The organism is Hyphomonas sp. UBA3195, assembly GCF_002366485.1.
Lineage (GTDB): Bacteria > Pseudomonadota > Alphaproteobacteria > Caulobacterales > Hyphomonadaceae > Hyphomonas.
Map to the genome: position 1 here is coordinate 1 of NZ_DEXB01000002.1, position 12,455 is coordinate 12,455.

Annotated in this window: 10 protein-coding genes; 3 read left to right on the plus strand and 7 right to left on the minus strand. The window is 58.5% G+C overall.

What is annotated here, in order from left to right; all coding sequences use genetic code 11:
- Window positions 1-1,304: CoA-acylating methylmalonate-semialdehyde dehydrogenase (locus tag B2344_RS00415; protein ID WP_290484416.1), on the minus strand; the 1,304-nt coding region annotated here is incomplete at its 3' end.
- Between the two features lie 101 nt (window positions 1,305-1,405).
- Here B2344_RS00415 and B2344_RS00420 point away from each other — a divergent pair.
- On the plus strand, window positions 1,406-2,299 hold the full coding sequence (locus B2344_RS00420) for a LysR family transcriptional regulator (RefSeq protein WP_290484417.1): 894 nt from the start codon (window positions 1,406-1,408) through the stop codon (window positions 2,297-2,299).
- A gap of 1 nt (window position 2,300) precedes the next feature.
- Here the strand turns inward: B2344_RS00420 and B2344_RS00425 are convergent, their stop codons facing one another.
- The 4 genes from B2344_RS00425 to proC all read right to left on the minus strand — a co-directional run bounded on the left by B2344_RS00425 (window position 2,301) and on the right by proC (window position 8,299).
- Window positions 2,301-4,502: an alpha-glucuronidase family glycosyl hydrolase gene (locus tag B2344_RS00425; protein ID WP_414651721.1), complete on the minus strand. Its 2,202-nt coding sequence runs from the start codon at window positions 4,500-4,502 to the stop codon at window positions 2,301-2,303.
- A gap of 93 nt (window positions 4,503-4,595) precedes the next feature.
- Entirely contained in the window at window positions 4,596-6,158 is a 1,563-nt protein-coding gene (putP, locus tag B2344_RS00430; RefSeq protein ID WP_034811400.1) for a sodium/proline symporter PutP, read from the minus strand.
- A 67-nt stretch (window positions 6,159-6,225) separates the two neighbouring features.
- The gene (locus B2344_RS00435; RefSeq protein WP_349679531.1) at window positions 6,226-7,479 is read right to left on the minus strand and encodes a glutamate-5-semialdehyde dehydrogenase; all 1,254 of its coding nucleotides are present in this window, start codon (window positions 7,477-7,479) and stop codon (window positions 6,226-6,228) included.
- A 40-nt stretch (window positions 7,480-7,519) separates the two neighbouring features.
- The gene (proC, locus tag B2344_RS00440; RefSeq protein WP_290479420.1) at window positions 7,520-8,299 is read right to left on the minus strand and encodes a pyrroline-5-carboxylate reductase; all 780 of its coding nucleotides are present in this window, start codon (window positions 8,297-8,299) and stop codon (window positions 7,520-7,522) included.
- Between the two features lie 245 nt (window positions 8,300-8,544).
- Here proC and proB point away from each other — a divergent pair, with 245 nt between their 5' ends.
- Window positions 8,545-9,708 (plus strand): glutamate 5-kinase, encoded by a 1,164-nt coding sequence (gene proB / locus B2344_RS00445; RefSeq protein ID WP_290479419.1) that lies wholly within the window; start codon window positions 8,545-8,547, stop codon window positions 9,706-9,708.
- On the opposite strand, the gene B2344_RS00450 is transcribed toward proB, so the two are convergent.
- Window positions 9,709-10,185 (minus strand): MarR family winged helix-turn-helix transcriptional regulator, encoded by a 477-nt coding sequence (locus B2344_RS00450; protein ID WP_034811382.1) that lies wholly within the window; start codon window positions 10,183-10,185, stop codon window positions 9,709-9,711.
- 131 nt (window positions 10,186-10,316) lie between these two features.
- Here B2344_RS00450 and B2344_RS00455 point away from each other — a divergent pair, with 131 nt between their 5' ends.
- Window positions 10,317-11,102, plus strand: coding sequence for an enoyl-CoA hydratase/isomerase family protein (locus B2344_RS00455; protein WP_290482432.1), 786 nt, complete (start codon window positions 10,317-10,319; stop codon window positions 11,100-11,102).
- A gap of 5 nt (window positions 11,103-11,107) precedes the next feature.
- Here the strand turns inward: B2344_RS00455 and B2344_RS00460 are convergent, their stop codons facing one another.
- Window positions 11,108-12,454 (minus strand): efflux transporter outer membrane subunit, encoded by a 1,347-nt coding sequence (locus tag B2344_RS00460; protein ID WP_206990904.1) that lies wholly within the window; start codon window positions 12,452-12,454, stop codon window positions 11,108-11,110.
- Between the last annotated feature and the right edge of the window lies 1 nt (window position 12,455).

Consider the following 12,455-nt stretch of genomic DNA (forward strand, 5'->3'; position numbering starts at 1 on the left):
ACCATGCCGACATTGACCTGCGCGGCAAACTCGCGCGCGGCGCGGCCATTCGAGGTAAAGATCGCGACACCGTTTCCGTATTGGTGATTGCTCGGCAGCGCGGCGGCCTCTTCCAGCGTCTCGGCGCGCACGACCTGTAGGACCGGACCAAAGATCTCTTCCTTGTAGGATTGCATCGTAGACTTCACATTGTCGAACAGGTTCGGCCCGATGAAATAGCCGTTCTCATTGCCCTGCAACTGCAGGCCGCGACCGTCGAGCACAAGGTCTGCGCCCTCATCGACACCCATCTGGATGTAGCTTTCGACCTTGGCCTTGTGAGCGGCCGAGACCACCGGGCCATAATGCGCATCCGCATCGGTCGAGATGCCGACTTTCAAATTGCGCGCGGCGTCCACCATGCGCTCCACGAACTCGTCGCCAGTCTTCTTGCCGACGGTGACGGCCACCGGCAGCGCCATGCAGCGTTCGCCCGCCGAGCCATAGGCCGCGCCGACAATGTCCTTTACCGCCTGCTCCATGTTGCAGTCGGGCATGATGATGCCGTGGTTCTTTGCCCCGCCCATGGCCTGCACGCGTTTGCCGTGTGCTGTGCCAGTGGAATAGACATATTGTGCGATGTCGGAGGACCCGACGAAGCTGACGGCCTTGACGTCCGGATGCGTCAGGATGGCATCAACAGCCACCTTGTCGCCATTGACCACGTTCAGCACGCCTTCCGGTGCGCCGGCTTCGAGCAGCAATTCGCCCAGGCGCATCGGCACCGACGGGTCTTTCTCCGACGGCTTGAGGATGAAAGTGTTACCGCAAGCAATGGCCACAGCCGCCATCCAGCACGGGATCATGGCGGGAAAATTGAACGGCGTGATACCGGCCACGACGCCCAGAGGCTGACGCATGGAATAGACATCAATGCCGGGGCCTGCGCCTTCAGTGTACTCGCCCTTCTGCAAATGAGGGATACCGCAAGCGAACTCGACCACGTCGATGCCGCGCTGAACATCACCGCGCGAATCCGCGACCACTTTGCCATGCTCGGCCGACAACAGCTCAGCCAGCTCATCGATGTTCGCTTCCAGCAGGCGCTTGAATTCGAACATCACTCGCGCGCGGCGCTGGGGGTTCATCATGGACCAGGCCGGGAACGCCTCTGACGCATTCATGATGGCCTGTGAAACTTCATTACTGGTCGCCAGCGCGACGCGGGCCTGAACCTCACCGGTGTTGGGATTGTAGATGTCGCCGAACCGGCTGGACGTACCGGTGACAGACTTTCCGCCAATGAAGTGGTGCACTTCGCGCATGAGAAACTCCCTTAGATTTTGACGGGACCGTAGCGCGCGTATAAATTCCGGTAAATGGACAATATCGCAGCTACGAGCTGCAAAATCGCAGGCAACAAGTAATGAACTGGGACGATCTCCGCCTCCTGCTCGATGTGAGCCGCCATCCGCGTCTCGCCGATGTGGCCACGCGCACAGGGCTTGACCCGACAACGATCAGTCGGCGCCTGAGACGGCTGGAGACCGAGTTGGGGCTCGAACTGTTCGAGCGGACACCCAAGGGCCATGTCCTGACGCCGGTTGGCCAGACCGTGGCCGACAAGGTAGAGGGGCTGGAGCATACGGCGTCAGAGATCGCCGCGCTGTCTGACATGGACGGCCCGCTCGCCGCCGGACGCGTCCGGCTCGGCGTGACCGAAGGACTCGGCAGTCTCCTGATTGCGCCCGCCATGGCCGACTTCGCCGCGCAGAACCCGCATATCGGGCTCGACATCATTGCCGTCTCCGGCTTTGTCAGCGTGCCAAAGCGCGAAGCCGACATGTCGATCATGCTGACACGGCCAAAGACAGGCCGCGTGAAGGTGCGCAAGATGTCTGACTATGTGCTGCAGATGTACGCCCACCCGGATTACCTCGCCCGCACGCGCCCGGTCGAACAGGTCAGCGACCTCAGCGAGCATGATCTCATCGGCTATGTCGACGACCTCATTTACTCAACCCAGCTGCGCTATCACGAAGACATCGCCCCCGGCCTGACGCCGCGATTCTGCAGCCCATCCATCGTGGCGCAATGGCAGATGGCCCGCGAAGGCGCCGGGATTGCCGTGCTGCCCCACTTCATCGCGGCGGGCGACCCGTACCTCGTCCATGTGTTGCCAGAGGAAGTCCGCATCGACCGCGCCTTCTGGCTTGCGGTCCATGAAGATGTACACGGAACAACCCGTGTGCGCGCCGTCAGCAGCTTTCTGGATGATCTGTTCGCCACCTCAGCCGAACAGCTGACCGGCACCAGCTAGCCTATTCACCCTGCCCCGGCGCATTCGGGAAAGACAGGCTCTTGTAATGGTCGAGATCATGCGCGGGCGGCTCTGCACCCTCAGGCAGAGGCAAGCCGTTCACGCTCTGCCAGTAGGCGATGGAGGCGTCACGCCACCAGATAGCTTCCTGATGCTGGATTCCGAGGAAAGCCGACACCTGCGCGAAACGCTCGGCATCGATCTCGTTCTCCAGGCTCGCCCATTGCGCCTGCATCGCCTCCACTGCGCTGACGCCTTGGTCATAGCGGCTCACGAGTTCCTGCCACAGCGTCTGGCCATTCGAGAGCTGGTAGTCCCATGGCACGCGATGGAACCAGAGCAGCATTTCATCCGGCACCGTGTCGAGGCTCGCCCATTCCTGTGCCACCGGCCCGGCATACTGGTCCACTGCGCCGGAGCCAGATTCGGTCCGGTCAAAGCCGACCGCATCCTTTGTGGCCTTGTGATAATAATATGGGGTCCAGTCTGCCCGTCCGAGATCATCGACCCAGGGGGCCGGGCCATAATGATGGCCGGTACCCATCAGGTGGGTCAGGCCAAGCGGCGTCATATAGTTCACCACCGCCTCGCGTGAGCCCATCATCATGCCGGTAATTTCGTCGGCGACTTCTGGCGCACGGCTGAGAGTCTGTTCCACCCAATCGCGCGCGATGGCCTCAGAGGAGGCGTCAGGATCCCAGGCAAGTCGCCCAAAAGCGTACCAGTTCGCCTGATCGAAGACTGAGCCTGACCAGTTCCGATCACTGCCGATATTGGCAACACCTGCCATGCCGGTAAGCTCGTACTCTTGCGCAACGCCATCGATCACGGAGGCAACGCTTGTGCCCTCACCCTTGGCGTGCGTATCGGCCGACAACACCTCTTCCCAGAGCGTGCCCAAATAGGCGAGATGGGTCGAGAAGCCGAGATACTCCTTGGTGATCTGGAGTTCCATCATCAACGGCGTTTCCGGCATCGCGCCGAACAGCGGATGGAAGGGCTCGCGCGGCTGAAAGTCCAGCGGGCCGTTCTTGACCTGCACCAAAACATTGTCTGCAAACTGACCATCCAGAGGCACGAATTCGGTATAGGCCTGCTTCACGCGGTCTTCGGGCTCTTCGGCCGAATAGACAAAGGCGCGCCACATCACGATGCCTTCATGCGGGGCAAGCGCGGTGGCCAGCATGTTCGCGCCTTCGGCATGGCTGCGCTCATAATCCTGTGGGCCGGGCTGGCCTTCGGAGTTCGCTTTCACGAGGAAGCCGCCGAAATCCGGCACATGGGTATATATCTCGTCCACCTTGGCCTGCCACCAGGCCTGCACCTCGGCGTCGCGTGGATCGGCTGTGTCGAGCCCGCCCAGTTCCATCGGCGCAGAGAAGCGCGCGGTCAGATAGACCCTGATCCCATAGGGCCGGAAAACATCTGCGAGGGCTGCGACCTTCTCTAGGTATGGCGCGGTCAGCACGGTCGCATCAGCGTTCACATTGGTCAGCGACACCCCATTGAGGCCGATGGACGCATTCGCGCGGGCATAGTCGGTATACTTCGGATCGAGATAGTCTGGCAGGCGGTGCCAGTCCCAGATCGACTGACCCGCATAGCCGCGCTCGACATGGCGATCCAGATTGTCCCAATGATTGAGCAGGCGCAGCTTGGTCTTGGGACGCGAAATGACGTCGAGATCCGTGAGCGCCTCCCCGCGCGACATGCGCTGGAGATAGTCGAACGTGCCATAGAGGACGCCAAGGTCAGATTGCGCGGCGATCAGTGTTACGCGCTTACCGTTCAGTTTCGTTGCCCGCAGGGCGAAGCCCTCGGCGCCAACGGTCTCAGTGGTTGGCAGGTCCGCCTCATCGATCACGTCGGCGCAGTCCGCACTGGCGAGCACGAGTGTCCGGCTACGCAGCCTGTCCGTGGATTGGAGGGAATTTCCCAGCAGGGACTCCGTGGCCCGCTCGATTTCCGCAAGCGCGGCCTGAAGCGTCTCCGACGGCTCAGCGCAGGCGGCCATCACATGGCGCGGCGCGTCGGCGGGTCTGGCCTCAAGCTGTTCGTACCGAAGCCAGAGTTCGTAGCCATCCTCTGCAACAGCCGGCAACACGCCGAAACCAATTGAAATCGAAATGAACAGACTAGCGACGCGCTTCAGCAAATTCTTCACAACCCTTGACCCGTTTATATATCGGGAGGCGACAACCATACGGCCACCGCCCCCGAATGTTTGCGTTATCATTACCTAGCGCGACAGGCAGGGTGTGTCACCGCCCCTCTTTGTCAGAGGAGCGGCACCAGATCAGGGGGCGTCGTTCATCACCTCGCTCATGTCATCAAACCCGGCGGCCACTTTCGGCTTCACCGAGCGGCCAATCACACTGACAAGATAGGCCGCGAGGCCTGACAGCAGGAAGCCGGGGATCATGGCATAGACAAGAGTTTCGAGCGGCACCGCACCGCCCTCAGCTGGCAGGAGCGGTACGTAGAGCCAGACCAGAACCGTAACCGCGCCAACAATCATACCAGCCAGCGCCCCATCACGCGTCAGATGGCGCCAAAACAGGCTAAGCAAAATGATCGGGCCAAAGGCCGAACCGAACCCGGCCCACGCATTTGATACAAGATCAAGAATGTTGCTGTTGGGATCGAAGGCGAGCGCGATGGCCACGAGGCTGACCACAACCGTCGCAATCCGGCCGATCATCACCAGCTCCGACTGCGAAGCCTCGCGCCGGAAAAAGGTCTTGTAGACATCTTCGGTGATCGAGCTGGAAGACACGAGCAGCTGCGAAGAGATCGTGCTCATGATCGCCGCGAGGATCGCCGCGAGCAGGAAGCCGGCGACGAGCGGATGGAAGATGATTTGCGACAGCAGGATGAAGATGGCTTCAGAGTCGGTCAGCTGCGCGCCGAGGTCATGTTGCTGGACATAAGCGACGCCCACGGCGCCGACAAAGACGGCTCCGATGACCGTAACGAGCATCCAACTCATGCCGATAATGCGAGCGGTCTTGATGTCCTTGAGTGACCGGATGGCCATGAAGCGCACAATGATGTGCGGCTGGCCGAAATAGCCAAGCCCCCAAGCGAGGAGGGAGACGAGGCCCACTACGGTCATACTCTCGGGCCACATGTCGAAAAACTGACTACGCGCCGGACCTACAGCTCCACTGTCAGCATCCACATACGAAGGCGCGCTTGTGATCGCACTTTCCATGCCGCTCCACCCACCAATCACGAAGTATGCGATAACGGGCACGAGGATGAGCGCGATGAACATGATGCAGCCTTGCACGAAGTCCGTCAGGCTGACCGCCAGAAAGCCCCCAACGACCGTATAGGCAAGCACGACGCCAGCGGTGACAAACAAGCCGAGCTGGTAGTTCAGGCCAAAGGCGGATTCAAAGAGCTTGCCGCCCGCGACGATGCCGGAAGAAGTATAGACGGTGAAGAAAACAATGATCACCAGCGCAGAGATGGTGCGCAAGGCGTGCGAGGAATCGTGAAAGCGCTTCTCGAAGAAGTCGGGAATGGTAATCGAGTCATCCGCCATTTCTGTATAGATACGCAAGCGTGGCGCGACAAATCGATAGTTGAGATACGCCCCGATTACCAAACCAACGGCAATCCAGGCTGCAGAAAAGCCGCTCACATAGATCGCACCGGGCAACCCCATCAACATCCAGCCACTCATATCAGAGGCCCCGGCAGACAAGGCACCGACAGCTGGGTGAAGATTGCGGCCGCCAAGCATGTATTCGGACACGTCGCTGGTAGACGTTTTGTAGGCATAAAGTCCGATGGCCATCATCAGGACGAAATACGTCCCAAGCGATATCAATTCGGGAACGCTGATTGTCATATATTTCTCGCTGTCCTCGTAAAATTACGGAAAAGCGCGCCCCCCGTGGCCGCGCGTATCATTTAGATCAAGGCCGGGTCTGGCCGTTGCCATGTACCAGATATTTGAAACTGGTCAGTTGCTCCAACCCCACCGGCCCACGCGCGTGCATCTTGCCCGTCGCAATGCCAATCTCGGCACCCATGCCAAACTCCCCGCCATCGGAGAATTGGGTTGAAGCATTGTGCATTACGACGGCGCTGTCGATGGAGGTCATGAAACGGCGGGCTGCATCGGCATTTTCGGTCAGGATGGCATCCGTGTGACCGGAGGAGTGCTCGCTCACAAAGTTGATCGCTTCCTGAAGTCCACCGACGATCTTCACCGATGCAATAGGGTCGAGATATTCGGTCGACCAATCTTCGTCGGTCGCTTCGACAAGATTGGGCGAAATACGACGTGCCTCAGTATCCCCGCGCAATTCGCAGCCTTCCATGATTTTGACCAAGCGCGGAATAACGATTTCGGCGATCGCCCGATCCACCACAATGCTCTCTGTCGCACCGCAGACGCCGGTGCGGCGCAGCTTGGCATTGCGAACAACGTCGAGGGACTTCTCGATATCCGCATCGGCATGGATGTAGCTGTGGCAGTTGCCATCAAGATGGAGCAGTGTCGGCACCTTGGCTTCGTCACGCACCAGCTCCACCAGACCGCGGCCGCCGCGCGGAATGACGAGATCTACATAGTCGACAGCATGCAGCAGCGCGGTTACGGCATTCCGGTCGGTGGTCTCAACCGTCTGAACGGCGCCTTTCGGCAGGCCAGCAGCTTCGAGCCCAGCCTGCATGCAGGCTACAATCTCGCGCGTTGAATTCTTGCTTTCCGAGCCGCCGCGCAGGATCACGGCATTGCCGGATTTCAGGCACAGCGCACTGGCATCGGCGCCGACGTTTGGACGAGATTCGTAGATCATCCCGATCACGCCAATTGGCACGGCCACGCGTTCAATGGTCAGGCCGTTGGGGCGCTCAGTGGTCGAGAGCAACCGCCCGACCGGGTCCGGCAACTCCGCAATCTGTTCCAGGGCGCTTGCCATCGCCTCGACCCGTTCGTCGGTAAGACGCAGTCGGTCGATGAAGGAGTCCGGTCGGCTGTCGCCGACACTGTCGACATCTTCCTTATTGGCGGCAAGAAGGTCCGCTTTTGCCTCACGCAATGCCTTGGCGGATGCGCGGAGAGCGTCATTTTTCTGCTCGGTCGTCGCCGTCAGCAATGCCTTTGCAGCGTCGCGGGCATTCTGGCCCAGACCGGAAATATATGCGTTCAAACGGGAATCCAATGTGGTCACGTTTCGTCCTTCATGGTTCTTGTTCAGGTGCCTAGCGCAGCTCGATTGCGCGCTTGTAGGCCGACTCGGTGGTGGCTTTCAGGAGATCTGACAACTTTCCGTCTCCATTCAGGGCCTTCAGGCCCGCTTCGGTCGTGCCATTCTTGCTGGTGACGGAATTGCGGAGATTTTCCGGATTGTCGCCGGTTTCAAGGATCATGCGGATCGAGCCATCCAGCGTGCCGAGCACAAGATCGCTGGCCTGTTCGTCACTGAAGCCTAGTTCCTTGGCCGCCTCGATATAGGCGCGGGCGATCTCGAAGACATATCCCGGACCGCTGCCAGCGACGGCGGTTACCCGGTCAATCTGGTCTTCATCATCTACCCAGACAGCCGTCCCGGCAGCCTGCATGAGGGTTTCGACAGTATCCCTTTGGTCGGCACTTGCCGCGCTGCTGGCGTAAAGGCCCGCAACGCCCGCCCCGATGGCAGATGGAAGGTTCGGCATGATCCGTATAACCGGATAGCCCGGCAGCGCAGTCTGCAGGCGCTGCACCGAACACCCCGCAGCGATCGACGCAACGGCCCCATCCGGATTGAGCACGTCCTTATAGGCCGGCAGTATCTCATCAACCATTTGCGGCTTGATCGCGACGATCAACAGATCAAACTTCTCGTCTCCAAGGGCGTTGATATCCTTGAATAGACGGGCACCTTCCACAGGTTGGTCCAAGAAAGGATCGACAATGGTGAATTCATCCTCCACCGCGCGCATCCACTGCGTCAGAAGCGCGCCGCCCATCTTTCCGCATCCAACGAGAAGTACCTTCATGCTATACTAGTCCTTTGCTCACCTGACCCGCGAGATAATGATATTTGTTTAGAATTCAAACCATCTATTACAGAAACTCAAGCTTTCGGCGGATGCCGCAAAATAGTCGAATTTCCCTGATTCGTGACTTTTCAGACTAGGTATTGAGACCTTGAAGAAAGTCTGAAGGTATTTTGTAAGCTAATTATTTGCATCGTAACCCAAACCTTCTTATGTCCGCCCCTAAGCAACCACCGGAGCCTAATTTGCCTTCCAAGAAACGCATCGTCGTGAAAATCGGATCGAGCCTACTTGCCAATCCAGACCTTCTCACACCGCGCTGGGCATTCATGCAACGGCTATTGGAAGACATCACCAAATTACGGAATGACGGCTACGAAGTTGTCCTGTGTTCGTCAGGTGCCGTGGCGCTCGGTTTGAACATGTTGAACGAGAAGCCGGAAACCGCCGGGCTGCGCGACAAACAGGCCGCTGCTGCGTGTGGCATGCCCCTGCTGCTGAACGCCTACAAACAAGTTGCCCATGAGTTTGGATTCGATATCGCACAGGTGCTCGTTACCCTTCAGGACATGGAAGAGCGCAAGCGCTTCTTGAACACCAAGAACACTGTTCACCGCCTGTTGCAGGGCGATATTCTGCCAATCGTGAACGAAAATGACTCGATCACGACCGAAGAAATCCGTGTGGGCGACAATGACCGCCTCGCCGCAAAAGTCGCCCAGATGATCCAGGCGGACCATCTGGTGATCCTCACCTGCATCGATGGCCTCTACGACAAGAACCCTGAAGAGCCAGGCGCCCAACTGGTCGAAGAAGTCCATGATGTCAGCGAGTATATCGCGGTTACGGAAGGCACCAGCAGTCTCGGTAGCGGCGGCATGCTCACCAAGATGCAGGCCGCAAACATGGCGCAGAATGCCGGATGCACGACCCTCATCGCGAATGGGGAACATGACGCGCCCGTGTCTTCAGTTCTCTATAATGAACGACCGCACACCAAATGCATCGCGCACACCAAGCCAGCTTCAGCTTGGGCGACGTGGCTGACTGATCGCCTTCAGATTGCCGGCAGTATCGTGATCCGTGACGAGTTGGCAAACACGCTGGCCGATAGCCCAGAACATGTCCTGCATGAAGACATCAAGTCAATTCAGGGTCAGTACCTCAAGGGTGACGTGATTCACGTTTATGACGAAAGCGGCGCGGAGATCGCGCGCGGCATGACCAACTTCTCGTCAGAAGAAACCATGGTACTCGCGCGTCATCCGGAAATTTCACCGAAAGAACTGCTCGGCTACCAAACTGGTGGCACGGTCATCAGTCGCGAAAATCTGATTGTCCTGGAAGATCGCCACCTCCTCTGGGACAAACCGGAAGAGGAAACAATGGTGGAAGTCTCCGAGAGCTGATCAGCCCTCTTTCTGCAAATCTCCAACCTCCAGGATCGGCGCCGCATCAAGGCTTCCCGCATTCATCATGGCAGCCAGCCGCTGCACCGATGAGATGAGCAGACTCTGCTCCCACAACTCCAGAGAGTCAAAACGCTTCAAGAACCCTTCCTGAAGCGCTTCCGGCGCATCTTCGAGGCTTCTGCGACCAGTCTCCGTAATCGAGACATCTACGGCGCGGCGGTCGGTTTCGTTCTTCTGCCGCTCGACGAGGCCCGCCGCCTCCAATCGATCCACGATGGAAGTGATCGTCGCTTGGGACAAATGCACTTCGCGGGCGATCTCCGATGGCTTGACCGATCCGGCACCGGACAAGGTCTGCAATACAATGAGTTGTGGCGCCGTGAGGCCGGTCGTTTTCGCCAATTGCTTGGAATTCAGATCGATCGCACGCGTAATCTGTCGAATTGCGGTCAGGAGGTCTTTGCGGTGGGCCATGCCCGCACCTAAAGAGACACTCGGCGCTGCGTCAATTCCCACAACTGTTCAGAAGGCCGGCTCGGGGTGGCCGAACAGCCAACGCTCGCATACAGAAATTGTGCAACAAGACTTATCTGAAGGATTAGAGCATGACTTCCCAACGCATCCGCATCGAGGTCAGTAATGGAATTGGCGAACTGATCCTGAACAAGCCCGAACGCCGCAACGCTCTGTCGAGTGATATGTGGGCAGCAATCCCCGGTATGGTGAAGCAGCTGGAGGCAGATCCCGAAGTGAAATGCGTCATCATTCATGGCGGAACAGCAGGCGCATTCGCGGCGGGCGCAGATATTTCGGAGTTCGAAACGATCTATGCCACGCCCGAAAGCGCAGAGCATTCGGCAAACCTGATTTCCGATGCGGTTACATGTCTCGCCCAATGCCCGAAGCCGATCATCGCTGCGATCACCGGCGCTTGCGTGGGTGGCGGCGTCGCACTTGCTCTGACGGCAGACATTCGCATCGCCAGCCCCGAAGCCAGGTTCGGCGTACCTCCGGCGAAGCTGGGGCTTGTGTATCCAGTGAACGATACACGGCGCTTGATAGAAACCGTTGGTATTCCTGCCGCCAAGGACATCTTGCTGACAGGTCGTTTGTTTGATTGCGACGAGGCCTATCGTATCGGTCTGGTTACACATATGGCAGAGTCCGCATCAGCCTTGGAATTGGCGCGAGAAACGGCGCGTCTGGTTTCAGCCAATTCACTCTGGTCACATAGCGCGATGAAGCGCACCTTCGATGCGATCAAGATGGGCTGGCGAGACGATAGTCCTGAAGCGAAAGCCCTGTTCCTGGAAAGCTTCGAGAATGAGGACTTCCAGGAAGGTTACAGGGCCTTCCTCGCAAAGCGCCCGGCCAAATTCAGCTGGCGCTGAGGGGGTTAGAACCCGCCCCCCACTGCGACGTAGAGATCAATGGCCGCAGCCAACCGGTCCCGACGCGCCTCGAGGGCACTTTGCGTTGCAGAATAATAGTTCTGTTGTGCAGACAAGAGACTCGTCAAATCGTCCGTGCCGACACGATATCGCAGTTCAGCGGAATCCAGTGCGCGGCGACTGGCAACGAGTGCAATCTGGAGCTGTTCTTCACGTTGGGCGCTGGTATTGATGGCAGACAGCGCAACATCAACATCGCGTAACGCGCTGAGAATGGCCTGCTCATAATTCGACAGCAACGCCTCCCTTCGCGCTTTGGCACTGTCGAGCTGAGCCTCCAGCGCTCCCCCAGAAAACACAGTCTGCGCAAGTGACGCCGAAAGACTGGCGGTCGGATCAGACATAGAGGTCAGGAGTGTCGTCACACCCGCGCCAAGATCGACACTTGGCAGCATGGCTGCTCTCGCAATCTGAACATTGGCCTGCGCCGCCCGCAAATCAGCCTCGGCCTGCAACAAGTCCGGGCGCCGCCCCAGAAGCTGAGATGGTAGGCCTGCTTCCGGTACTGGCAAGCCAGTCTCGTAAAGGTCTACGTCCGGCACTTCGAAATTTTGCGGCACCTGCCCGATAAGGATCGCAATCGCCGTCCGCAGAGAGAGTATCTGCTGCTCGATCTGCGGGAGTTGCGCACGCGAATTGGCCAATGCAGCTTCCTGGCTGGCAAAATCAAATCCGGAAATCTCGCCCGCATCGTACCTTACCCGCACGATTTCAAAGATACGCTCGGCAATTTCCAGATTGTCTTGCGCGACTTCAAACTGCTTACGCGCGACCTGAAGGTCAAAATAGTTCGCTGCCAGATCAGATGTAACACTCAGCTCAAGCGCTCTTTGCGCGAACTCAGCCGATTCGAGATTGGCCCCTGCCGCATCACGTGACGCTGCAACACTGCCAAACAGATCCAGCTGATAGCTAGCCGACAGGCGGGCACTGCGAGAAAAATCACTGAAGTCGGAATCACTGTCGGTGGAAACTGACGCCCCTGCTGAAACAGATGGCAAGGCGCTGGAATCGGCAACACGCAACGCAGCGCGTGCGGAGGTAACATTGGCAAGTCCAGCTTCAAGCGACTTGTTCCGCGTGAGTGCGGTGCTGACCAATGCGTTCAAGGATTCATCGCCGAAGGTTGACCACCAGAGCCCTGTGGCCGGCAATTCTGTTTCCGCTTGCATTGAGGTTTCATAGGACGCCGGAAGCTCAACCGAGGACAAAGGCGTATCGGACGATTGCGTTGCGGTACATCCTGCAAGGACGACAAGCAGACTGAGAGGAAGAAGAGGAATTCTGGTCATG

Bases quoted from the DNA above. Each gene is read 5' to 3' on its own strand.
- B2344_RS00420 (WP_290484417.1), top strand. From the start codon at position 1,406: ATGAACTGGGACGATCTCCGCCTCCTGCTCGATGTGAGCCGCCATCCG.
- proC (WP_290479420.1), bottom strand. From the start codon at position 8,299: ATGAAGGTACTTCTCGTTGGATGCGGAAAGATGGGCGGCGCGCTTCTG.
- B2344_RS00455 (WP_290482432.1), top strand. From the start codon at position 10,317: ATGACTTCCCAACGCATCCGCATCGAGGTCAGTAATGGAATTGGCGAA.
- B2344_RS00450 (WP_034811382.1), bottom strand. From the start codon at position 10,185: ATGGCCCACCGCAAAGACCTCCTGACCGCAATTCGACAGATTACGCGT.
- B2344_RS00460 (WP_206990904.1), bottom strand. From the start codon at position 12,454: ATGACCAGAATTCCTCTTCTTCCTCTCAGTCTGCTTGTCGTCCTTGCA.
- B2344_RS00425 (WP_414651721.1), bottom strand. From the start codon at position 4,502: ATGGTTGTCGCCTCCCGATATATAAACGGGTCAAGGGTTGTGAAGAAT.
- putP (WP_034811400.1), bottom strand. From the start codon at position 6,158: ATGACAATCAGCGTTCCCGAATTGATATCGCTTGGGACGTATTTCGTC.